This is a genomic window from Oryzicola mucosus (assembly GCF_014534685.1).
Taxonomy (GTDB): Bacteria; Pseudomonadota; Alphaproteobacteria; order Rhizobiales; family Rhizobiaceae; genus Oryzicola; species Oryzicola mucosus.
The window spans coordinates 795,708-819,523 of the sequence record NZ_JACVVX010000001.1; the positions used below are offsets into that span (position 1 = coordinate 795,708).

A 23,816-nucleotide genomic window follows, 5' to 3' on the forward strand; every position below is an offset into this window, starting at 1 on the left:
TGGAATTCACACTGATCCCACATGGAGGTCCTGTTTTCGATGTCACACCCTCATTGACAAGCCTTTGTCTTAAAACGCTGAATCTGGACTATCCCCAGACTTGTCCTATTTAGCCGCAAGGCCTGCGCGTCATTATGGCAAGTGGAACTCAAACCGCTGATGTGAACAGGTAGCAATCCTCGATTCCAACAGAGTCTAAGAATCAGAAGACTCTCTTTCATAGAAATTTTATTTAAAGATAGATTTGGGGAGCGAGCCCTATGACGGCAAACCGCGTGGTGCTGGATGTTCTTGCCGGGAAGAAGACGGCAGTCCCACCTCTTTGGATGATGCGACAGGCTGGACGCTACCTTCCCGAATATCGCGAGACGCGGAAGCGCGCGGGGAGTTTCCTCGATCTTTGTTACAATCCCGACCTAGCGGTGGAAGTGACGCTTCAACCGATCCGTCGCTTCGGCTTCGACGCGTCCATCCTGTTCTCCGACATTCTCGTCATTCCTCATGCGCTTGGGCGTTCGCTTCGCTTCGAGGAAGGTCGCGGACCTCTGCTTGAGCCGATTTCGGCGGAGGAGATCGAGCGTCTCGACGGGAAGCGCTTCCATGAGCACCTGGAGCCGGTCTACGAGACCGTCAGGCGTCTGCGTCGGGAGTTGCCTCAGGAAACCACCCTGATCGGCTTCTGCGGGGCTCCCTGGACGGTTGCGACGTATATGATCGCCGGCCATGGCACGCCCGACCAGGCGCCGGCGCGTTTGTTCGGCTACCGACACCCCGAGGCGATGGATACGCTTCTGACGACGCTGGCCGACTGGTCGGCGGCCTATCTCCTGCGTCAGGCGGAAGCAGGCGCAGATGTGCTGCAAATCTTCGATTCGTGGTCCGGCGTTCTGGATGAGGCCTGTTTCGATCGTTTCTGCGTTGGACCGGTTGCCAGCATCGTGAGCAAGGTGCGCGCCGTCTATCCCGATATTCCGATCATCGGTTTTCCCAAAGGCGCCGGTGCAAACTACAAGAACTATCGCGAGCAGACTGGCGTTACCGCGCTCGGACTGGACTGGACCGTACCGTTGACGCAGGCACGCTCCCTGCAGGCGCTGGGACCCGTTCAGGGCAACCTTGACCCGCTTCGCCTGGTTGCGGGCGGCAGGGCGCTGGACGAGGGCGTGGATGCCATTCTCGACCATTTGAGCGATGGGCCGCTGATCTTCAATCTCGGCCATGGCATCACACCCGAAACCCCGGTCGGGCATGTCGAAGCGATGGTGCGCCGGGTCAGGCAAGGAAAACTATAATGGCGCTTTCCGAGAACAAGGCATCTGGCGGAACGGCGGCGAAACGCGCGGTTGGGGCCATCGTCATCTTCGTTGCGCTGACCGGGCTGCTGTTCTGGCTGGACCCTGACGGTTTCTATCTCTGGGCAAAGGCCATTCATGTCATCGCCGTCATCTCATGGATGGCCGGAATGCTGTATCTGCCACGCCTGTTCGTCTATCACGCCGATACCCAGCCCGGGTCGCAGCAGTCCGAGACATTCAAGGTGATGGAGCAGCGTCTGCTTCGGCTGATCATCAACCCGGCGATGATCATCACCTGGGTGTTCGGGCTCTATCTGGCTTGGCGTGGTTTCGGCTTCATGGGAGGATGGTTGCATGCCAAGATACTGCTGGTCGTGCTGCTGTCGGGCGTCCATGGCTATCTGTCGGCATCAGTTCGCAGGTTCGCCACGGACCAGAACACCAAGCCCGCCAAGCATTGGCGAATCGTCAACGAGGCACCGACACTTTTGATGATCGTGATCGTCGTTCTCGTCGTGGTAAAGCCGTTCTGAAACGCAAGAGCCGATAAAAAACGGGCCCGACCTGTTTTTTGGGTATGTCCGTTGATATATCTGCTGGAGAGCAATGCCCTCGGCTTGCTCTTTCGGCCGGCCGACGATAAAAGGCAGGTCTTCCTCCTTGCCATGCGCGCTGCTTTTCAAAGGCCGCGTCCGGCGTTCATCGCATTCCGCCGATCGAACTTTTCCCATTCCGCCTATCCAGAGTCTGTCCATGCAGGAAATGAAACTTTCCGAGTTCAAGAATAAAAAGCCGCCGGAGCTGATCGCTTTTGCCGAATCGCTCGAGGTCGAAAACGCCAGCGTCATGCGCAAGCAGGAACTGATGTTCGCGATCCTGAAGAAGCTCGCAGGCAACGATGTCGAGATCATCGGCGACGGTGTCGTCGAGGTGCTGCAGGACGGTTTCGGCTTTTTGCGGTCGGCCAACGCCAACTATCTTCCGGGTCCGGACGATATCTACATATCGCCCTCGCAGATCCGCCGCTTCTCGCTGAAGACAGGCGATACGGTCGAAGGCCCGATCCGCAGCCCCAAGGAAGGCGAACGCTATTTCGCCCTTCTCAAGGTCAACACGATCAACTTCGACGATCCGGAAAAAATCCGGCACAAGATCCACTTCGACAATCTGACGCCGCTCTACCCGACCTCGCGGCTGAAGATGGAGGTCGAGAATCCGACAACCAAGGACATCTCGCCGCGTGTCGTCGATCTTGTGGCGCCGATCGGCAAGGGCCAACGCGCGCTGATCATCGCGCCGCCGCGGACCGGCAAGACGGTGCTGATGCAGAATATTGCGCATTCGATCGCCAAGAATCATCCCGAGTGCTACCTGATCGTGCTTCTGATCGACGAGCGCCCCGAGGAAGTGACCGACATGCAGCGTTCGGTCCAGGGCGAGGTCGTTTCCTCGACCTTCGACGAACCGGCCGTGCGCCACGTTCAGGTCGCGGAAATGGTCATCGAGAAGGCCAAGCGTCTGGTCGAGCATGGCCGCGACGTGGTCATTCTGCTCGATTCCATCACGCGCCTCGGCCGTGCCTACAACACCGTCGTGCCGTCATCTGGCAAGGTTCTGACCGGGGGTGTCGACGCCAACGCCCTGCAGCGTCCGAAGCGCTTCTTCGGCGCCGCGCGTAACATCGAGGAAGGCGGTTCGCTGACCATCATCGCAACCGCGCTGATCGACACCGGCAGCCGTATGGACGAGGTCATCTTCGAAGAGTTCAAGGGCACAGGCAATTCGGAAATTGTGCTGGACCGCAAGGTCTCCGACAAGCGCATCTTCCCGGCCATGGATATCCTTAAGTCTGGTACCCGCAAGGAAGACCTGCTGGTCGCGCGTCAGGACCTGCAGAAAATCTTCGTGCTGCGCCGCATCCTTGCTCCGATGGGAACCACCGATGCGATCGAGTTCCTGATCGACAAGCTCAAACAGACTAAGACAAACGCCGACTTCTTCGATTCAATGAACACCTGATCGGTTTGCTCAACGCGCTCCGTCAACGCTACGATATGCGAGATCAAAAAGGCCGGTGCATCGCGCATCGGCCTTTTTTATCAGCTTGATATCTGAAGTTAGGCAGAGCGTTGGGCTACACTACCTTCCCTGCGGTTAGAGCAAGGTCTTTGGCATTTCGATTCGCTACCGAAACAAGCCGCTGCGACACTGCGATGCTTCATTTGCGAAGATTGGACAATGATAACGATCCAATGTCTTGCGAAACTCGGGTTCAGCAGCTGACAATTCAGGGCTGAACTCATAGAACGTTGCGGCAAGATGGTAAGGCACGTGATGCTCGTCGCATGCCGCGGTTTACAGACAGAGAAGTCGGCATGCAGTTTGAACAAACGATTTTTGCGCTCTCGAGCGGGCATCTGCCCTCCGGTGTTGCGATTATCCGTGTGTCAGGGCCTCATTGTCGATTCGTCACCGAAACGATCTCTGGCTCTCTGCCGGTCCCACGTCAGGCGCGTTACAATGCGCTGAGAGACCTGTGCGGCAATATCATCGATCACGGACTGACACTGTTCTTTCCAGCGCCGGGAAGTTTTACCGGCGAGGACGTCACAGAATTTCATGTGCATGGCGGTCGAGCTGTCGTTGCTGCTGTTTTGCAGTGCCTTTCTTCTTTTCCTGGCTGCCGCCACGCGGAAGCCGGCGAGTTTTCCCGTCGAGCATTTCTCAACGGCAAGATGGACCTTCTCGGCATTGAAGCGGTGGCCGACCTGATTTCCGCTGAGACAGAGGCGGAGCGCCGTTTTGCTGTTCAAAATTCGTCCGGTGTACAGGCCGATCTTTACAGCGGCTGGCGACGTCGGCTTATCCACGCGCGGGCCATGATCGAAGCGGAAATGGATTTCAGCGATGAAGGAGACGTTCCCGGTTCGGTATCCGATAGTGTCTGGCAAGATATGGAAACCCTGGCGGGAGAGATAGAACGCCACACGACAGGCTTCCGGCGTGCGGAAATTATTCGGGAGGGTTTTGACGTTGTCATCGTCGGGGCTCCAAATGCTGGGAAGTCCAGCCTCCTGAACGCATTGCTGGAGCGAGACGCCGCCATTGTTACAGATGAACCAGGGACCACGCGAGATCTCGTTGAGACGACTCTGGATATTGATGGAATCAAGGTTCGGCTGACAGACACTGCCGGTCTTCGTGATGGAGCAGGGAAAGTCGAGAGCATCGGGATCGAAAGGGCACGAAGGCGGGCTGAACAAGCCGATCTTGTATTATACATCCGCGAGGTGGACGACCTTTCGGATCCCCTGCCATATGAAGGCGAAGGTGTCCTTCTTATCGGCTCCAAGATCGATATCCCAAGGCCTCGGCCAGTGACCGCCGAGCATGACTGTTTGATCTCGACCGTCACGGGAGAAGGGCTCGAAATACTTCGCTCCCTGATCTCCGCTCGCGCAAGTGCATCTCTTGGAGATAGAGGGGATGTTCTGCCCTCGCGGCTCAGGCATGTGGAGTTGCTAAGAGAGGCTGAGGTAGCAGTTCAGAAAGCTTTGGCTGATGAAACAAAGCCGTTGGAACTGAAAGCTGAAGATTTGCGGCAGGCTTCCGATGCTATTGGCCGCATCTCTGGGGCGGTGGACGTGGAAGACCTTCTCGACGTTATCTTTTCCCAGTTTTGCGTTGGAAAGTGATGACTCACGTGAAACACGCAGTCATCTGCCAAGCTGAACTAGTTCATTTCAGCGTGAGATTACAACCATAGGGAGTCACGTGTTTCACGTGAAACCTGCGTCGCCTTGACTTGGCCGCTAAGAGGCGACATGTCTCCTGCAAGTAGGAATCGATCTATGAGCAAGAAACACGACGTGATCGTTATTGGCGGTGGACATGCAGGCTGTGAGGCAGCGAGTGCCGCCGCACGGGCAGGCGCACGCACCGCGCTGGTCACGATGAGCCGTCATACCATCGGTGTGATGTCATGCAATCCGGCCATTGGCGGTCTCGGCAAAGGACATCTCGTTCGCGAAATCGACGCGATGGACGGCTTGATGGGGCGCGTTGCAGATGCTGCCGGCATTCAATTTCGTTTGCTTAATCGCAGAAAGGGTCCAGCGGTCCGAGGCCCGCGAACGCAGGCGGATCGGAAGCTCTATAAAGATGCTATGCAGGCCGCTATTGCTGAGCAGGAAAGCCTTGAGGTTATAGAAGGCGAAGCGTTTGACATCGATATCAAAGACGGGCGTGTTGTTGGTGTCGTGCTTTCGGATGGCCGTCGCCTCTCCTGCGGTGCCGTTGTGCTGACCACCGGCACGTTTCTCGATGGCTTAATCCATATCGGTGAGCGTAAAATCAAGGCCGGGCGGATGAACGAGGACCCGTCCATAGGGCTCTCGCAGACGCTGAAGCGCGCTGGCTTTTCCTTGGGAAGACTCAAGACCGGGACCCCTCCCCGGCTCGATGGACGAACGATCGATTGGCGACAGCTCGAAACACAGGCAGCTGATGAAAGCCTAATGCCTTTCTCGCTGATGACGGATGTCATTCTCAATCGGCAAATTGAATGCGGCGTCACCCGGACGACGGGGCGCACCCACCAGATCATCCGTGACAATCTGCATCGTTCGGCCATGTATTCCGGCTCGATTCAAGGGGTGGGGCCGCGCTATTGCCCGTCCATCGAAGACAAGATCGTCAAGTTCGGTGATCGTGACGGTCATCAGATATTTCTTGAACCTGAAGGCCTCGATGACGACACCGTCTATCCGAATGGGATATCGACATCGCTGCCAGAGGACGTTCAGCGCGACCTTGTCGCGTCTATTCCTGGGCTAGAACATACGACGATCCTGCAACCCGGCTATGCCATCGAGTACGACCATATAGACCCGCGCGAATTGGATGCTGGTCTTCAGACCAAACGCGTCGCTGGATTGTTCTTGGCGGGACAAATCAACGGCACGACTGGGTATGAAGAAGCTGCTGCCCAAGGCCTCGTAGCAGGCATAAACGCGGCGCGCCTTACCGGCGGCTCTTCAGCATTTCGGTTGAGCCGCACGGAAGCTTATATAGGGGTAATGATCGACGATCTCACCTCGCGGGGTGTCAGTGAGCCTTACCGCATGTTCACATCCCGTGCAGAATTTCGCCTCTCTCTGCGCGCGGATAATGCCGATGAACGGCTCACGCCATTGGCTTTAGGCCTCGGTATAGTATCGGAAGCGCGCGCTCTGCGATTTGGCGCGACACAGTCTCGTCTCGCTCACGCCCGGTCATTGCTACAAGCACGCGTCCTCTCCCCGAACGAAGCGCGCCGATACGGCCTTGAGGTCAACCAGGATGGCGTGCGGCGCAGTTTATACGAGTTGCTGGCCTATCCGTCGGTGGAACTGTCAGGTCTTTCCGCTGTGGAGAATGCTTTATCAGACTTGGACGCTAAGACCGCTGAGGCTATTGAAACGGAAGCGAAATATTTCGTCTATTTGAATCGGCAGCGTAACGATGCTGCGCTATTGCTGAAGGAAGAAGAGCGGCTCATCCCGCATACTCTCGTTTTCGACGATGTGCCCGGGCTTTCCAATGAGCTGCGTCAGAAGCTGTTGTTTCATAAGCCCACGAGCTTGGCGGCTGCCCGCAAAATTGAGGGAATGACGCCGGCGGCGCTGGCCATTATCCTTGCTTCTGTTCGGTATCACGAACGACTTACTGAGCAAGGTGTGGCAGCGTGAAAAGTGAATCGTTCCAAAGCCTGGTGGATATAGCCGGGCCAGTTTCACGTGAAACATTCGAGCGCTTGACTCTCTTCAAATCATCATTCCTGAAATGGGCAAATCGAATCAATCTCGTAGCACCTTCGACCTTTTCGGACATCTGGCAGCGACACATTCTCGACAGTGCGCAGGTTCTTCCTCTTGCCGGCCCTGCTACTCGATGGCTGGATCTCGGCTCGGGCGGTGGTTTTCCAGGGCTCGTTCTGGCCCTACTTCTACGGCAACGGGATGGGGCTCGGGTCGATCTTGTCGAGAGCAACCGTAAAAAATGCGGGTTTCTCCAGGCGATGATTGGTGAATTCGACCTCCCCGCAACAGTTCATCCGGTCCGAATCGAGGATGCAGTTAAGAACGTCGCGGCGCCGGAAGTTGTCACTGCCCGTGCCTTGGCGCCTTTGCCGCTTTTACTCGATCTTTCCAGTCCCTGGCTGACGTCCGGGGCGGTCGCCTTCTTCCATAAAGGCCGGGATTATCGCGCTGAGCTGGTAGAAAGCGCTCATCACTGGCGATTCGATCTGGTAGAACACACGGGCAGGATCGATGCTGACAGCGTTGTCCTCGAGATTCGCAATCTGCGCAGGCTTTAGGCTGCAAATCTCATGAATGGTCAAACCGAGCCGGCAGGCAAACGTATGAATATTCGTCCAAGAATCATAACCGTCGCCAATCAGAAGGGCGGAGTGGGTAAGACCACTACTGCAATCAACCTTGCGACAGCGCTCGCGGCTATTGGCGAAAAGGTGCTGGTAATCGATCTCGATCCTCAGGGTAATGCTAGCACCGGGCTTGGCATTGATCGACGCGACCGCCCCGTGTCGTCCTATGATGTTCTGACTGGAGAGCTTAATATTGAGCAGGCGGTGATGGCGACGGCGGTTCCCGGTCTGTTTCTCATCCCTTCGACCATGGATCTTCTCGGCGTGGAGATGGAAATAGCCTCCCAGCCGGACCGCGTGCTCAAGCTCCGCAATGCATTGCGTGCGGCCACGGCGCGCGGCGTTGGTTTCAGCTATGTACTCATCGATTGCCCTCCATCGTTGAATCTTTTAACTTTAAATTCGATGGCGGCTGCAGATTCGGTGCTCGTTCCCTTGCAATGCGAGTTCTTTGCCCTTGAGGGCTTGAGCCAGCTTCTTGAGACAGTGAATCAGGTCCGAGGTTCTATCAACCCTGATTTGATTATCCAGGGCATCGTCCTCACCATGTATGACGGCCGGAACAATCTCGCCAACCAGGTGGTAGACGATGTGCGGGCGCATATGGGGGAAAAGGTCTACGAGACTGTTATTCCTCGCAACGTCCGCATCTCTGAAGCCCCTTCTTACGGCAAGCCGGCCATTCTCTATGATCTGAAATGTTCAGGCAGCCAAGCCTATCTGCAATTGGCGTCTGAGGTTATCCGACGTGAACGCAAGTTGCGTGCGGCATGATCGATTCGGACTCGAAACAAAAGCTTAGCAATGGTTGATGACAAGATGAACGAAGATATCTCCCGGAAAAGGCTTGGCCGCGGTCTAGCCGCCCTGATCGGCGAGATGGACAAGCCTGCGGAACAGGCGCCGGTGGCGCCCGCCGACGGGAAGGTTCCGATCGAGTTCATCACGCCCAACCCTAAGAATCCTCGCCGCACTTTTCCTGAGACGGAATTGGCCGATCTGGCCCAGTCGATTCGCGAGCACGGTCTCGTCCAGCCTGTCGTGGTCCGGACAGCTGCGGGCCAGACCGGCCGATATGAAATTATAGCTGGTGAACGCCGGTGGCGGGCATCGCAACGCGCGGGTCTTTCTGAAATCCCGGTCATTGTCCGTGAAGTCAACGATCGGACCGCGCTCGAACTCGCGATTATCGAAAACGTTCAGCGCGCTGATCTCAATGCGATTGAAGAGGCGGCCGGCTACCAGCAACTCATTGACGATCATAATTATACACAGGCTGATCTCGGTCAGGTGATCGGCAAGAGCCGTAGCCATGTCGCCAACACGCTGCGGCTGCTCAAGCTTCCAGCGGTCATTCGCGATATGCTGGTCAATGGCGACCTGTCGGCTGGCCATGCGCGCGCGCTGGTGACAACTGCCGATCCAGCCGGCCTGGCAAAACGGATCGTCGAGGAAGGGCTTTCCGTCCGGCAGGTAGAGGCTTTGGTTCAGATGCCTGTCGACCGGCAAGAGGATGCGGATGTTGTTCGTGCGCGCCCGGAAAAAGACGCTGACACGATCGCATTGGAAAAGCTGTTATCGGACGTTATCGGCATGCGGGTCGCCATCGCCCATAAGCAGAAGGGCGGCGAGATCAAGATCGCCTACACGTCGCTGGAACAACTCGACGATGTCTGCCGGCGCCTGAAGGGCAGCGAGGCTACTGTCAGCACGCCGCGGGTCCGCGAACTCTGAGAGATGGTAATCAGCGGCTGCGTTGGGCCCGGCGCGCGCCTTCGACCGCGAGCGCGAGTAGAGCCTGGCGCGTTAGTGCAATTGCAAGGTCCGCGCGTTGGCGACTTTGCAAAGTCGTCGCCTGCAACCGCTCCAGTGCCCGGCCGAGGCCTTCGCCGTTCCAGCGTGTGATCGCTCGCTCCACCGCTTTTTTTCGACCGTAAAACACTGGTGGGCGTTGGGCAGCCACGACGCTCGATGCGCTGCTCAGGCGCTTTTCCATCTCGCCACGCATAGCATGAAGCGACTGGACATAGCGTATCGCCGCGCCAAGCAACTGCCCGGCTTGACTGGGCGTCTGGCACTGGCGGGTGAAGGCGGTGTCGAAGGTCTGAATATCTCCATCCAGGGCAGCATCTATCGCTTCGTCCATGGACAGCGCTGCGACATCCCCCGTCATGGACTTGACGTCGTCCAGCGTGACCTCGCCCTTGTCGAGGGCGTAGAGCGCTAGTTTCTGCACCTCGCCGCGCGACGCAAGCCGGTCGCCGCCGAGATTGGCGCGAAGCGCCTGGCGGGCGTCCAGACTGATGGAAAGCCCAGCCTTCTGCATCTCATCGTCGATGATGGTTTCGATCTCGCGTGTCTCGTCGGCGTAACACGGCAGCGCCATGCCACAGAACGCGCCCTCGACCACCGTTCGCAGCGCCACACCCTTCTTCAGGTCGCCGCCCTCGATCAGCACGATGGCGTCTGGCTGGGGTTCGGCCGCGAGTAGCTTTACCGCATCCGAGATAGCCTTCTGGATGCCGGCATTGCGCAGCCAGACAAGGCGCCGCGTGGCAAACATCGGCACGGTGCGTACTTCGTCGATCAGCCTGCCGGCATCCTTGTCGATCTCGGAGGCATCAAGCTTGATGACGGAGAACGGGTCGTCCAGTGGCAACCCGGACTTTTCGGCAAAAATTCTAGCGCGTTCCGAGACCAGCCCACGATCGGGGCCGTAGAGCAGGACGATCGAGACCTCGGACGATGGCCGGGCCAGCCAGGATTCGACCTCGTGAGCTTTCTTCTGTGCCATGCCGCTCCGTACCACACGGCCGGCTAGGGCCGCATGGCTTTTTTCGCTATTTGCGCTTGAAGGCGTCGGCCAGCGCCGAGCCGAAGGAGCCTTGCGCCGCTGCCGGCTGTTGGCCCTTGGGTTTGGCTGCGGACGGCTTGAACGAGCCCGGCCTGTCACGCTGTTGCGGCTCGGGCTTAGCACCTCCATCCGCCTGCTTGCGCATGGTCAGCCCGATGCGCTTGCGCGGAACGTCGACCTCGACCACACGCACCTTGACCACGTCGCCGGCCTTGACCACCTCGTGCGGATCCTTGACGAAACGGTCGGCAAGCTGGGAAACATGGACCAGCCCATCCTGGTGCACGCCGATATCGACGAAGGCGCCGAAAGCGGCGACGTTGGTCACCGTGCCTTCCAACAGCATGCCGGGCTTGAGATCCTTGATGTCGTCGACGCCGTCGGCGAAGGTCGCGGTCTTGAAGCTCGGTCGCGGGTCGCGGCCCGGCTTTTCCAGTTCGGCGATAATGTCCTTGACCGTCGGCAGGCCGAACCGGTCGTCGACGAAGACGCGGGGGTCGAGCGTCTTGAGGGCGGCGCTGTCGCCCATCAGTGCGCGCACATCGCGGCCGCAGGCGGCAACGATTTTCTTGGCGACGCCATAGGCCTCGGGGTGAACGGACGAGGCGTCCAGCGGCTCCTTGCCGTCGCGGATGCGCAGGAAGCCGGCGCATTGCTCGAAGGCGCGCTGGCCTAGCCGAGGTACCTCCATCAGGCCCTTGCGCGTCTGGAACGGTCCGGTGCGGTCACGATAGGCGACGACGGCTTCGGCCAGCGAGGCGCCGAGGCCGGAGACCCGGGCCAGCAGCGGAGCCGAGGCGGTGTTGAGATCGACGCCAACGGCGTTCACCGCGTCCTCGACAACGGCTTCCAGCGAGCGGCCGAGGCGGTATTGGTCGACATCGTGCTGATACTGTCCCACGCCGATGGACTTTGGTTCGATCTTGACCAGTTCTGCCAAGGGATCTTGCAGGCGGCGGGCGATCGACACCGCACCGCGCAACGAGACGTCGAGATTGGGGAATTCGGTCGCCGCCGCCTGCGAGGCGGAATAGACCGATGCACCGGCCTCGGACACAATGACCTTTGTGGGTTTGGGGGCAGGCAGGTCTGTCAGCATGTCGGCGACCAGCCGTTCTGTCTCACGGCTGCCGGTGCCGTTGCCGATGGCGACAAGCTCTACCTTGTGCTTGCGGATCAGTGAGGCGAGTTCCGACTGCGCGCCGCGCAGGTCGTTTCTCGGCGGAAAGGGATAGACGGTGGCGGTGTCGAGCAGCTTGCCGGTGCCATCGACGACGGCCACCTTGACGCCGGTGCGAATGCCCGGGTCGAGCCCGATGGTGGTGCGCGAGCCGGCGGGGGCTGCGAGGAGCAGGTCCTTGAGGTTGCGCGAGAAGACGTGGATAGCCTCTTCCTCGGCGCGCTCGCGTAGGTCGCGCATCAGGTCGAGCGACAGGGATAGCGATAGTTTTACCCGCCAGGTCCAGCTTGCGACCTCCCGGAGCCAGACATTGCCGGGCTCGCTGCCGCCGATCCTGTAGGCGGCGGCGATGATACGGTCGACCGGCTTGACCGGGCTTGAGTCGTCAGTGTCGACTTCTATGTCGAGCGCCAGAAAATCCTCGTTGCGACCGCGCAGCATGGCGAGCGCGCGGTGGCCGGCGACAGTCGACCATTTTTCGACATGGTCGAAATAGTCGGAAAACTTGGCGCCGGCTTCCTGCTTGCCGTCGACTACCCGAGAGCGCAGCACGGCCCTGTCCTTCATGTGGGCGCGAAGGGCACGCAGCAGGTCGGCATTCTCCGTCATGCCCTCTGCAACAATGTCGCGCGCACCTTCCAGCGCCGTCTTCACGTCCGGCACCGCTTCCGTGATGTAGGCGGCGGCAAGTTCGGCTGGCGCCAGTCTTCGGTCGGTAAGGATGGCATCGGCAAGCGCCCCCAATCCGCGCTCGCGGGCAATTTCCGCCTTGGTCCTGCGCTTGGGCTTATAGGGGAGGTAGATATCCTCGAGCTCCGCCTTGGTCGTGGACGCAGCGAGCTTCACGGCCAGTTCGTCGGTCATCTTGCCCTGACCGGTGATGGAGTCGACGATGGAGCTGCGCCGGGCATCGAGTTCGCGCAGATAAACAAGGCGCTCCGACAGGGTGCGCAATTGCGTGTCGTCGAGGCCGCCCGTGACTTCTTTGCGGTAACGGGCGACGAAGGGAACGGTCGCGCCTTCGTCGAGAAGCCCGATCGCTGCAGCGGCCTGTTCTGGCCGGGCTTTGATCTCGGCTGCGATAAGGGTGGCGATGCGCCTGGTGTCTGAAGCCATAAGTATCCGAACCTGTTGAAGCGGTGCGACCTTAGTCGCTTGCGAGGGCGAGGCCAAATGCCGAATCGATTCCTGACTGAGCGATTCCACAGATGTCCGCGATGCGGCAATTGGCACGAGGCAGTGACTTATCTTTGGCGCTAGAAGAAAACAGCGTAACAAGGAGCTGACGATGGCGGCGGACAGGGTGTTTCTAGCTTTGGGCGGTCTGTGCGGCGCGCTTGGTGTGGCGCTCTCTGCGGCCGCGGCGCATAGCGGCGGGGCCAATGTCGGCACGGTTGCAAACTTCCTGATGTTTCATGCGCCGGCCTTCATAGCCTTGTCGATTGTTCCACGTGGAACATTCATGGCGCTGGCATGCTGGGTGCTGTTTGCCGGGCTCGCCATTTTCTGCGGCGACCTGATGGCGCGGGAGTATATCAGTACGCGGCTGTTCCCCTTCGCCGCTCCAATCGGAGGGACAGGTTTGATTATGGGATGGCTGCTTGTGGCGATTTCCGCGCTAGTTCCGGTTAAAAAAATAGCCGGCTAATTTTACCTGGCATATTTGTAACCGCGCGTCCTTCAAGGCTCGTCCTTTTGCCCGATCTACCGCTGCCGAGAAGGGGAAGCCCGCGCAGAACAGTTTTGCTCTCGACTGCTATAGGCATCTGGATAGTGTCGGTCACCAACCGCCATTTACTGTGAAGTAAACCATTGCCAAACAATCTCGTTTCATTTCGCAAGTTCCTCCAGACCGGTCGTCTCGGCCCAATTTCCGCAGACATGACGCTCATGGATGTCGCGAGGGTCTTGGGCGGACCTGATCGTTTTATTCTTTCCTCGGACCAGACCGTTCCGCTCTATTGGTGCTACAATAAGCTCGAAATCTCCTTCGCAGAGGATGTTCCCCATCGAATAGAATGGTTCCAGATTGAATACGCAGACTGTCTCGATGGCGATTTTGAGGTTATAGTGGACGACATGTTGGCTATGACGCTCGACGGGTTTGACAATGCGACAAAACCTTCAGAGTTCCTGCTTCAAGACGTCTGGAGTCCAAACGACACCATCGTCACTTTGCGCGCTATCAGCGACGACATTCTGCTCAATATAAAAAGTGGGCCAATTCGAATTTATTTTCGAGTGGATACCGATTTCTTACAAGGCAGTGATGCCGGACACTATCTGCGTTCCAATCGCCTTGAAGACGTCGTTCGCACCATCGATACCAGAACGCAGCTCGATAGCATCTATTCATACTCATCTTCTGATCAAGATTTTAAAGCTTCCGATGCTACGAGTATAAATGGAGCTACCTATCTGGCCGCTCTGTACCGATGACGGCAATGCCCTTAACCGATCCTATACGGCAGCGGATACCTAACATCCTTGTCGATCATGAGCCGGCGTTTCAGCGGCGGGACGGCGCGCTGCTGGCAAGCGGTGCGCTCGCAGATGCGGCAGGAGATGCCGATCGGGTCGAAGGCGGTGCGGTTGGTGATCTCCATGCCGTCGGCATAGACGAAATCCTGCGCATAGGCGACTTCACAGCCAAGCGCGATGGCGTAGCGACGATGCGGCGCGGCAAATCCCCCAGAGCCCTTGGCGATTTCGGTGGCGATGCAGAGATAGCGCACGCCGTCGGGAGTTTCGGCCAATTGGCGGATAATCCGGCCGGGAGTCTCAAAGGCCTGGTGGACGTTCCACAAGGGGCAGGCGCCGCCGAAGCGGGCGAATTGCAGCTTAGCGGCGCTGTGGCGCTTGGTGATGTTGCCGGCGCGGTCGAGCCGCGCGAAAAAGATCGGCACGCCCTTATGGCCCGGCCGCTGCAAGGTGGAGAGGCGGTGAGCGACTTGTTCGACGCTGGCGCCGAAATGGGCGGCGAGCAGTTCGAGGTCGTGGCGCAGGCTGCGCGCCGTGGCCATGAAAGCCTGGTACGGCAGGATTAGTGCGCCGGCAAAGTAATTGCGCAAGCCCATCTTGCAAATTTCCAAAGCCTCGGCGGTGCGGAATTCGGCACGACGGGCAATCTCGCCGACCTCGGCCTCCATTTCGAGTTCGGCGATCTGCACCGCGGTCTGGAAGTTACGGGTGGCGAGCGGCAGATAGGGGCTGAGGAACAGCACGCCCGCCTTGGGATCAAAGCGGCGCAGGATGGTCTCGCCGGGATCGGCGCGCGTAATGCGCACCCCATGCCGCTTTTCCAGATGAGCCGACAGGCTGGCATTGGTGTCGCGCTCGCCGATGCCGAGCTCGACCGCCAGCTTTTCGGCATACAGGTCGAGCGTGTGGATATAGTTGTCGACGAAGTGGAAGAAGTCGCGCACCTCTTCATAAGGCGTCGGCTCGGCAATGGCGGAGCCGTGACCAAGCGTGTCGTCGAGGCTGGCGAGTTGCTCGCCATTGCGCCGATAGGCCTCGTGGCAGGCGATCAGGGCACGGGCAAAGGCCGGTGCGTTCTGTGACACCAGCTTCAGTTCCTGCTGGTTGAAGGCGATGTTCTCGAACAAGGGATCGTTGAGCACCTCGGAGAGCGCCGACAGCATGCGATCGCCGTCGCCCTGCGAGATTTCGCCGATGTCGATCTGAAATTTTTCAGCAAGCGCCAGCAGAACAGAGGCGGAAACCGGCCGTTGATTGTTTTCAATCTGGTTGAGATAGCTGGTCGAGATGCCGATGCGCTCGGCGAAACTGGCCTGCGTAGTCTTGTGCGCCTCCCGCAATTCGCGCACTTTCCTGCCGATATAGAGCTTACGCTGGGCCATGTTTGCAATTTCGCAATTTTCAGGATTAAAATTTGTACATTATGCATTTGCACACGATCAACTGTTTTCGCGAGGCGACAATAGGACTATGGCACAGCAGCCCGTTCCGCATGAATTTTGGCGGCTTTTTGCCGTCACCCTAAGCTGAGGCATAATATGAGCGCAGTGCTTGAACAACTCGAACAACGCCGCGCCGAGGCACGGCTGGGCGGCGGACAGAAGCGCATCGATGCCCAGCACGCCAAGGGCAAGCTGACGGCGCGCGAACGGCTCGACGTGTTGCTCGACGAGGGATCGTTCGAAGAGTTCGACATGTATGTCACCCACCGCACCACCGATTTCGGCATGGCCGAGCAGACGGTGGCGGGCGACGGCGTCGTCACCGGCTGGGGCACAATCAACGGCCGGCTGGTCTATGTCTTTTCCCAGGACTTCACCGTGCTGGGCGGATCGCTGTCGGAAACCCATGCGCAGAAAATCTGCAAGATCATGGACATGGCGGTGCGCAACGGCGCGCCGGTAATCGGCCTCAACGATTCGGGCGGCGCGCGCATCCAAGAAGGCGTCGCCTCGCTCGCCGGCTATGCCGATGTGTTCAAGCGCAATGTCGACGCCTCGGGCGTGGTGCCGCAGATTTCGGTCATCATGGGGCCATGCGCGGGCGGCGCGGTCTATTCGCCGGCGATGACCGACTTCATCTTCATGGTGCGGGATTCGTCTTACATGTTCGTCACCGGTCCCGATGTGGTCAAGACTGTGACCAACGAGATCGTCACGGCGGAGGAGTTGGGCGGCGCGCGGACGCATACGCAGAAATCCTCGGTCGCCGACGGAGCCTTCGAGAACGATGTCGAGGCGCTGGAGGCAATCCGCCGGCTGTTCGACTTCCTGCCGCTGAACAATCGCGAAAAGCCGCCGGTACGGCCGTTCTACGACGATCCGAGCCGGCTGGAGATGCGGCTCGACACGCTGATCCCCGACAGCGCCAACAAGCCCTACGACATGAAGGAACTGATCCTGGCCATCGCCGACGAGGCGGAGTTCTTCGAGATTCAGGAAGCGTTCGCCCGCAACATCATCACCGGCTTCGTCCGCATCGAGGGCCAGACGGTGGGCGTGGTCGCCAACCAGCCGATGGTGCTGGCAGGGTGCCTGGATATCGACTCGTCGCGCAAGGCGGCGCGTTTCGTGCGCTTCTGCGATGCGTTCTCGATCCCGATCCTGACCTTGGTCGACGTGCCCGGCTTCCTGCCCGGTACGGCGCAGGAATATGGCGGCGTCATCAAGCACGGCGCGAAGCTTTTGTTCGCCTACAGCCAGGCCAACGTGCCGATGGTGACGCTGATCACGCGCAAGGCCTATGGCGGAGCCTATGACGTGATGGCTTCCAAGCATATCGGCGCCGATATTAACTATGCCTGGCCGACTGCCGAAATCGCCGTCATGGGTGCCAAGGGCGCGACCGAAATCCTCTACCGCTCGGAATTGGGCGACGCCGAGAAGATCGCGGCGCGGACGAAGGAATATGAGGTCAATTTCGCCAACCCGTTCAAGGCGGCCGAGCGCGGTTTCATCGACGAGGTGATCATGCCACATTCCTCGCGCAAGCGTATCGCGCGCGCCTTCGCCGCCCTGCGCGGCAAGAAGCTCGACGCGCCCTGGAAGAAACACGACACCATCCCGCTGTGAGGCTATCATGAGTGACGAAAAATTTCCGCCCGAGAAAAATCTACCTGCCGGCTATGTGCCGCCCGCGGTGTGGTCGCCAACGGGCGCCAATGGCGGCGCCTTTGCCTCGATCAACCGACCGGTTGCCGGGCCGACGCATGACAAGGATTTGCCCGTTGGCAAGCATCCGCTGCAGCTCTATTCGCTGGGCACGCCCAACGGCGTCAAGGTCACGATCATGCTAGAAGAGCTTCTGGCGGCGGGTCATTCCGACGCCGAATACGATGCCTGGCTGATCAAGATCGGCGATGGCGACCAGTTCGGTTCCGGCTTCGTCCAAGTCAACCCGAACTCGAAGATTCCAGCCTTGATGGATCACGCCCCCAAGGGCGGAGGCGCACCGGTTCGGGTGTTCGAGTCCGGATCGATCCTAGTCTATCTCGCCGAAAAATTCAGTGCCTTCCTGCCGACCGAGCTACGCGCGCGGACGGAGGCTATGAACTGGCTGTTCTGGCAGATGGGCTCGGCGCCGTTTCTGGGCGGCGGCTTCGGCCATTTCTTCGCCTATGCGCCGATGAAGATCGAATATGCTATCAACCGCTATGCCATGGAGGTGAAGCGGCAGATGGACGTGCTCGACCGTCATCTCGCCGAGCACGAATATATGGCCGGCTCGGACTACAGCATAGCCGACATGGCGATCTGGCCCTGGTACGGCCGGCTGGCGACCGACGATTCCTATGCGGATGCCGGCACTTTCCTGGCGACGCAAGATTATACCCATGTCCTGCGCTGGACCAGGCAGGTGGGCGAGCGGACGGGCGTCAAGCGCGGCACCATGGTCAACAAGACCTCCGGCGATCCGGCGACGCAGTTGCACGAACGGCACGACGCTTCGGATTTCGAAACCAAGACCCAGGACAAGCTGGGCAAGGCCTGAGGAGCGACGAAATGGGAAAGCTGCCCGACATGACCAAGCACCGGGGGTTTCCCTCCGGCATGCCGGGCACTGGATTCCAGTTCACCATCCGTCGGGCCAATCCACGCGGCGTGACCCCGCTGAAGGCCGTGCCGCGCAAGGCGCGCGCGGGGTCGCCGGAATACCTCGTCGACGCAGCCTTCTTGCATGCGCTGTGGCACCATTTCGGCGCCGAGCCTTTCGAGCGCGGCAATCTCGATGCAGGTCGGCTGAACGCGCTGCTGGGCCGGGAGGTCGTGGCGGCGGACGGCGCTTTCGATCCGTCGTCCTATGAAACCATGTTGAAGATCGACGAGAGCGTGGCGCGGCAGACCATTCCCGAAGCCTTCCAAGACGTGCTTGAGGTGTGACGATGGCATGCCGGCCAGAGGTCAAATCGAGATGATGGACAGGCTCTATCGGCATTGGGTGTATGGCGGTTTTCTCGCCGGCATTCTGCTGCTCGTGCTGACGCCGGTCCTTGCCGCGCAGTGGACGCTGGCGATGCTCGCCGTGTTCCTTCAACTGCCGGTCTATATGATCCACCAATATGAGGAGCACGACGCCAACCGCTTCGCGGATTTCGTCAATACTGTCATCGGCGGCGGACGCGAGGTGTTGTCGGCGCCTGCGGTGTTCGTCATCAACATTCCCGGCGTCTGGGGCGTCAACGCGCTGTCGATCTGGTTGGCTGCGACGCTGTCCTTGGGCTACGGGCTGATCGGCGTCTATCTGACACTGGTCAATGCCATCGTCCATATTGCCCAGGCGGTCCGGATGCGCCGCTACAACCCGGGCCTGCTCACGGCCATAGTGCTGTTCGTTCCGCTGGCGGTTTGGTCGCTCTTCACCATTCACGGTACCGGTGACGCCACCCTGTTCCACCACCTGCTCGGCCTTGGCCTTGCCGTTCTTCTCCATGCGCTCATCGTCGCCTATGTCCTATCGCGGCACGGTCGGGCGCAGCTTGTTTCAGCATCCGAGGCTTCATGATCAAAAAAATCCTCATCGCCAATCGTGGCGAAATCGCCTGCCGCGTCATCAAGTCGGCGCGCAAGATGGGCATCAAGACGGTGGCGGTCTATTCCGATGCCGACCGCGAGGCGCTGCATGTCAAGATGGCCGATGAGGCCATCCATATCGGGCCGGCGCCGTCTGCGCAGTCCTATATCGTCATCGACAAGATTCTGGATGCCATCCGCCAGACCGGCGCGGATGCGGTGCATCCCGGCTACGGCTTCCTGTCGGAGAATTCCAAATTCGCCGAGGCGTTGGACAAGGAAGGCGTCATCTTCGTCGGACCGCCGGTGCGCGCCATCAAGGCGATGGGCGACAAGATCACCTCCAAGAAACTGGCGGCCGAGGCCGGCGTATCGACCGTGCCAGGCCATATGGGCTTGATCGAGGATGCCGAGGAGGCGGTGAAGATCGCCGGCCAGATCGGTTATCCCGTGATGATCAAGGCGTCGGCCGGCGGCGGCGGCAAGGGCATGCGCATCGCCTGGAACGATGCGGAGGCGCGCGAGGGCTTCCAATCGTCCAAGAACGAGGCGAAAAGCTCGTTCGGTGACGACCGCATCTTCATCGAGAAATTCGTCACCCAGCCGCGCCACATCGAAATCCAGGTGCTGGGAGACCAGCATGGCAACCTGCTCTATCTCGGCGAGCGCGAATGCTCCATCCAGCGCCGCAACCAGAAGGTCATCGAGGAGGCGCCGTCGCCGTTCCTCGACGAGGCCACCCGCAAGGCGATGGGCGAGCAGGCCGTCGCACTCGGCAAGGCTGTCGGCTATTTCTCGGCCGGTACGGTGGAATTCATCGTCGATGGCGAGCGCAATTTCTACTTTCTCGAAATGAACACTCGCCTGCAGGTCGAGCACCCCGTCACCGAACTCATCACCGGCATCGACCTGGTCGAGCAGATGATCCGCGTCGCGGCCGGGGAAAAACTCGCGATCCGCCAGGACGACGTGAAGCTGAACGGCTGGGCCATTGAAAGCCGGCTGTATGCGGAAGATCCGTTCCGCAACTTCCTGCCGTCGATCGGGCGGCTGACGCGCTATCGGCCGCCGGTGGAAGGCAGGCGAGAGGATGGCACCGTCGTGCGCAACGATACCGGCGTGTTCGAGGGCGGCGAAATCTCGATGTATTACGATCCGATGATCGCCAAGCTCTGCACCTGGGCGCCCGACCGCCTGACGGCGGTGAGGGCGATGAGCCGGGCGCTGGACGATTTCGAAGTCGAGGGCATCGGGCACAACCTGCCATTCCTGTCGGCGGTGATGGAACAGGACCGTTTCCGTAAGGGTGAGCTTACCACCGCCTATATCGCGGAAGAATTCCCCGATGGTTTTCAAGGCGTGTCGCCGAGCGAGGAAGCGGCGAAAGTACTGGCTGCGGTTGCGGGCCTGATCAATCTGCGCACCCAGAAGCGTGGTGTGCTGGTGTCAGGCGCGCTTGCCAACCATCCACGCACGGTGGGCAAGGATTGGGTGGTGACGCTGGCCGGGCATTCCTTCCCGGTTTCCGTGCGCGATGAGGGCAGCAAGACGACGGTTGTCTTCGGCGAGGAGACACCGCTGACCATTTCGAGCGATTGGCTTCCGGGTCGGCCGCATGCGAGCTTCGTCGTCGAGGGACGGACGGTCGGCATCAAGGTGCAGCCTGCCGGCAGCGGCTGGCGCCTGCGCTGGCGCGGCATCGACGTGGTGGCGCGGGTGCGCAGCCCGCGCGTGGCTGAGCTGGCCGAACTGATGCCGGAAAAGCTGCCGCCGGATACGTCCAAGATGCTGCTGTGCCCGATGCCGGGCGTGGTCACGTCGATTCTGGTCGGCGAGGGCGATACGGTTGAGGCCGGCCAGTCGCTGGCGACCGTCGAAGCCATGAAGATGGAAAACGTGTTGCGCGCCGAGCGCCGTGGCGTGGTCAAGACGGTCGCGGCCAAGGCGGGTGAGAGCCTGGCGGTCGATGAATTGATCCTGGAGTTCGAGTGATGGTCGTCGCGTTGTTTATGCTGGCACGCACCCCCCTCTGTCCTGCCGGGCAGAGGGGGGTGAAAGCCAACCGAACCTTTCGTCCAAGGTAGGACAGCAATGACCGAAAACCAAAATATCGACGCCTGGAAGAAGCTCGCCGAGCGCGAGATCAAGGCCGATCCGGAAAAGCTGGTTTGGCACACGCCGGAAGGCATCGACGTCAAGCCCCTCTACACCGCCGACGATATCGCAGGCCTCGACCATGTGAACAGCCTGCCGGGCATGGAGCCGTTCCTGCGCGGGCCGCGCGCCACCATGTATGCGGGACGGCCCTGGACCATCCGCCAATATGCCGGCTTCTCGACGGCCGAGGAATCCAACGCTTTCTATCGCAAGGCGCTGGCGGCGGGGCAGCAGGGCGTCTCGGTGGCCTTCGACTTGGCCACCCATCGCGGCTATGACAGCGACCATCCGCGCGTTGTCGGCGATGTCGGCAAGGCGGGCGTTGCGATCGATTCGGTCGAGGACATGAAGATACTCTTCGACGGCATCCCGCTCGAAAAGATCTCCGTCTCGATGACCATGAACGGCGCGGTGATCCCCATCCTGGCGAATTTCATCGTCGCCGGCGAAGAGCAGGGCGTGCCGCGTGCGCAGCTTTCCGGAACCATCCAGAACGACATCCTCAAGGAGTTCATGGTCCGCAACACCTATATCTATCCGCCAGAGCCCTCGATGAAGATCATCGCGGATATCATCGAATACACCTCGAAGGAGATGCCGAAGTTCAACTCGATCTCCATCTCCGGCTATCACATGCAGGAGGCAGGCTCGACGCTGGTGCAGGAACTGGCGTTCACGCTGGCAGACGGGCGCGAATATGTGCGCGCGGCGTTGACCAAGGGGCTCAATGTCGACGAATTCGCGGGCCGGCTGTCGTTTTTCTTCGCCATCGGCATGAATTTCTTCATGGAGGCGGCAAAGCTGCGCGCCGCGCGCCTGTTGTGGACGCGCATCATGAAGGAGTTCGAGCCCAAGAAGGCGTCAAGCCTGATGCTGCGGACGCATTGCCAGACCTCTGGCGTGTCGCTACAGGAGCAGGACCCCTATAACAACGTCGTGCGCACCGCCTTCGAGGCGATGTCGGCGGCGCTCGGCGGTACGCAATCGCTGCACACCAACTCCTTCGACGAGGCGATTGCGCTTCCGACAGAGTTTTCGGCGCGCATTGCCCGCAACACCCAGTTGATCCTGCAGCACGAGACCGGGGTGACCAAGGTGGTCGACCCGCTGGCCGGCTCCTACTATGTCGAGAGCCTGACCAACGAGCTCGCCGAAAAGGCCTGGGCCTTGATCGAGGAGGTCGAGGCGATGGGAGGCATGACCAAGGCGGTGGCCACCGGCCTGCCCAAGCGGCTGATCGAAGAAGCGGCGACCCGCCGCCAGGCGGCTGTCGACAAGGGCGATGAAGTCATCGTCGGGGTCAACAAGTACCGGCTGGAGCAGGAAGACAAGCTCGACATTCTGGAAATCGACAACAGCGCCGTGCGTCTGTCGCAGATCGCCCGCATCGAGCGCACGCGGCGGCAGCGCGATGCCGGCCGCGTAGAGGCTGCGCTTGCCGCGCTGGAGACTGTGGCGCGTACCGGGGAAGGCAATCTGCTGGAAGCCGCCGTCGAAGCGTCGCGGGCACGGGCGACGGTGGGCGAAATTTCCGACGCGATGCGCAGGACGTTCGGCGATCACGCAGCGGTGCCGAAAGTGGTGCGTAACGTTTATGGCAAGGCCTATGAGGGTGAGCCGGAATTCCAGACGCTGGTAACGCGGCTGGACGAGCTTTCGGCCGCGCTGAAGGAAAAGCCGCGTGTCATGGTCGCCAAGCTCGGCCAGGACGGGCATGACCGCGGCGCCAAGATCATTGCATCGGCCTTCGGCGATATCGGCTTTGAAGTTCTGGCCGGGCCGCTGTTCCAGACGCCGGAGGAAGCGGCCGAGATGGCAGTGGCCAACAAGGTGCATGTGGTGGGCATGTCGTCGCTTGCCGCCGGCCACAAGACGCTCGCGCCGCAGCTGGTGCGGGCGCTGAAGGACAAGGGCGCGGAAAACGTCATCGTCGTGGTGGGCGGCGTCATCCCGCGCCAGGACTATGATTTCCTTCTGGCGAATGGTGTGGCCGCCGTGTTTGGCCCCGGCACGAACGTGCTCGATGCCGCACGCGCCGTGCTCGACCTGATGGAAGGCAAGCGCCGGAATATCTAACCGATAACGACAGCAACTGTGTCAGGCGGCGGCTGAAAGCGGCTTCGCCCTCTCGACGCGCGCCCGTTCTGCCGGAGAGTTCATCACCTCCCACAGGTCGCTGCGTCGCTGCACGTTCAGCCAGAAATCCGGACTGTTGCCGAAAACGCGAGCGAGAATGAGCGCCGTAGCCGCCGTCACAGATCGGCGTCCGTTGCACAATTCGTTGACATGCTTGCGCTGGACACCCATCGCCTCGGCGAGTGCCGCCTGCGTTAGGCCCAAAGGCTGCATGAATTCCTCGGTGAGGATATCGCCGATCGTTGCCGGTTTACGTGTGGTGGTCAGCATGGTTTTG

At 60.0% G+C, this 23,816-nt stretch carries 20 protein-coding genes; 16 read left to right on the top strand and 4 right to left on the bottom strand.

The features are described 5' to 3' along the window. Positions 1–260: 260 nt before the first annotated feature. From hemE to ICI42_RS03785, 8 genes are all read left to right on the top strand, one after another. Complete coding sequence (hemE, locus tag ICI42_RS03750; protein ID WP_188163170.1) at positions 261–1,292, top strand: uroporphyrinogen decarboxylase; 1,032 nt, start codon at positions 261–263, stop codon at positions 1,290–1,292. Beyond that, positions 1,292–1,828 carry a protoporphyrinogen oxidase HemJ gene (gene hemJ, locus ICI42_RS03755; RefSeq protein WP_188163171.1) on the top strand — a complete coding sequence of 179 codons (537 nt, stop codon included), beginning with the start codon at positions 1,292–1,294 and terminating at the stop codon, positions 1,826–1,828. Before hemE ends, hemJ begins: the two co-directional genes overlap by 1 nt. Positions 1,829–2,048: 220 nt before the next feature. Further along, complete coding sequence (rho, locus tag ICI42_RS03760; RefSeq protein ID WP_188163172.1) at positions 2,049–3,314, top strand: transcription termination factor Rho; 1,266 nt, start codon at positions 2,049–2,051, stop codon at positions 3,312–3,314. A 356-nt stretch (positions 3,315–3,670) separates the two neighbouring features. Then, complete coding sequence (gene mnmE, locus ICI42_RS03765; RefSeq protein WP_188163173.1) at positions 3,671–4,990, top strand: tRNA uridine-5-carboxymethylaminomethyl(34) synthesis GTPase MnmE; 1,320 nt, start codon at positions 3,671–3,673, stop codon at positions 4,988–4,990. Positions 4,991–5,146: 156 nt separating this feature from the next. Then, entirely contained in the window at positions 5,147–7,024 is a 1,878-nt protein-coding gene (gene mnmG, locus ICI42_RS03770) for a tRNA uridine-5-carboxymethylaminomethyl(34) synthesis enzyme MnmG (protein ID WP_188163174.1), read from the top strand. After that, positions 7,021–7,653: a 16S rRNA (guanine(527)-N(7))-methyltransferase RsmG gene (rsmG, locus tag ICI42_RS03775; protein WP_188163175.1), complete on the top strand. Its 633-nt coding sequence runs from the start codon at positions 7,021–7,023 to the stop codon at positions 7,651–7,653. Before mnmG ends, rsmG begins: the two co-directional genes overlap by 4 nt. Before the next feature lie 45 nt (positions 7,654–7,698). Beyond that, positions 7,699–8,496, top strand: a complete 798-nt coding sequence (locus tag ICI42_RS03780) for a ParA family protein (protein ID WP_188163706.1) — start codon at positions 7,699–7,701, stop codon at positions 8,494–8,496. Positions 8,497–8,541: 45 nt separating this feature from the next. Then, the gene (locus tag ICI42_RS03785; RefSeq protein WP_188163176.1) at positions 8,542–9,456 is read left to right on the top strand and encodes a ParB/RepB/Spo0J family partition protein; all 915 of its coding nucleotides are present in this window, start codon (positions 8,542–8,544) and stop codon (positions 9,454–9,456) included. A gap of 10 nt (positions 9,457–9,466) precedes the next feature. Here ICI42_RS03785 and holA read toward each other — a convergent pair whose 3' ends face one another. Together holA and ICI42_RS03795 are read right to left on the bottom strand one after the other, a co-directional pair. Beyond that, the gene (gene holA, locus ICI42_RS03790) at positions 9,467–10,516 is read right to left on the bottom strand and encodes a DNA polymerase III subunit delta (RefSeq protein WP_188163177.1); all 1,050 of its coding nucleotides are present in this window, start codon (positions 10,514–10,516) and stop codon (positions 9,467–9,469) included. Positions 10,517–10,562: 46 nt separating this feature from the next. Continuing rightward, the gene (locus ICI42_RS03795; RefSeq protein ID WP_188163178.1) at positions 10,563–12,872 is read right to left on the bottom strand and encodes a Tex family protein; all 2,310 of its coding nucleotides are present in this window, start codon (positions 12,870–12,872) and stop codon (positions 10,563–10,565) included. 172 nt (positions 12,873–13,044) lie between these two features. Here ICI42_RS03795 and ICI42_RS03800 point away from each other — a divergent pair, with 172 nt between their 5' ends. Together ICI42_RS03800 and ICI42_RS03805 are read left to right on the top strand one after the other, a co-directional pair. Further along, positions 13,045–13,404, top strand: a complete 360-nt coding sequence (locus ICI42_RS03800) for a DUF423 domain-containing protein (RefSeq protein WP_188163179.1) — start codon at positions 13,045–13,047, stop codon at positions 13,402–13,404. A gap of 164 nt (positions 13,405–13,568) precedes the next feature. Then, entirely contained in the window at positions 13,569–14,195 is a 627-nt protein-coding gene (locus tag ICI42_RS03805) for a hypothetical protein (RefSeq protein ID WP_188163180.1), read from the top strand. 11 nt (positions 14,196–14,206) lie between these two features. Here ICI42_RS03805 and ICI42_RS03810 read toward each other — a convergent pair whose 3' ends face one another. Beyond that, complete coding sequence (locus tag ICI42_RS03810) at positions 14,207–15,619, bottom strand: helix-turn-helix domain-containing protein (protein ID WP_188163181.1); 1,413 nt, start codon at positions 15,617–15,619, stop codon at positions 14,207–14,209. 156 nt (positions 15,620–15,775) lie between these two features. On the opposite strand from ICI42_RS03810, the gene ICI42_RS03815 reads away from it, so the two are divergent. From ICI42_RS03815 to scpA, 6 genes are all read left to right on the top strand, one after another. Further along, positions 15,776–17,308: an acyl-CoA carboxylase subunit beta gene (locus ICI42_RS03815; RefSeq protein WP_188163182.1), complete on the top strand. Its 1,533-nt coding sequence runs from the start codon at positions 15,776–15,778 to the stop codon at positions 17,306–17,308. 7 nt (positions 17,309–17,315) lie between these two features. Further along, positions 17,316–18,227: a glutathione-dependent disulfide-bond oxidoreductase gene (yghU, locus tag ICI42_RS03820; protein ID WP_188163183.1), complete on the top strand. Its 912-nt coding sequence runs from the start codon at positions 17,316–17,318 to the stop codon at positions 18,225–18,227. An 11-nt stretch (positions 18,228–18,238) separates the two neighbouring features. Further along, positions 18,239–18,616 (top strand): hypothetical protein, encoded by a 378-nt coding sequence (locus tag ICI42_RS03825; protein ID WP_188163184.1) that lies wholly within the window; start codon positions 18,239–18,241, stop codon positions 18,614–18,616. A gap of 7 nt (positions 18,617–18,623) precedes the next feature. Continuing rightward, positions 18,624–19,238, top strand: a complete 615-nt coding sequence (locus tag ICI42_RS03830) for an HXXEE domain-containing protein (protein WP_210316942.1) — start codon at positions 18,624–18,626, stop codon at positions 19,236–19,238. Further along, entirely contained in the window at positions 19,235–21,238 is a 2,004-nt protein-coding gene (locus tag ICI42_RS03835; protein WP_188163185.1) for an acetyl-CoA carboxylase biotin carboxylase subunit, read from the top strand. Before ICI42_RS03830 ends, ICI42_RS03835 begins: the two co-directional genes overlap by 4 nt. 99 nt (positions 21,239–21,337) lie before the next feature. Beyond that, positions 21,338–23,479, top strand: a complete 2,142-nt coding sequence (gene scpA, locus ICI42_RS03840; RefSeq protein WP_188163186.1) for a methylmalonyl-CoA mutase — start codon at positions 21,338–21,340, stop codon at positions 23,477–23,479. Positions 23,480–23,500: 21 nt separating this feature from the next. Here scpA and ICI42_RS03845 read toward each other — a convergent pair whose 3' ends face one another. After that, entirely contained in the window at positions 23,501–23,809 is a 309-nt protein-coding gene (locus ICI42_RS03845) for a HigA family addiction module antitoxin (protein WP_188163187.1), read from the bottom strand. Positions 23,810–23,816: the final 7 nt, after the last annotated feature.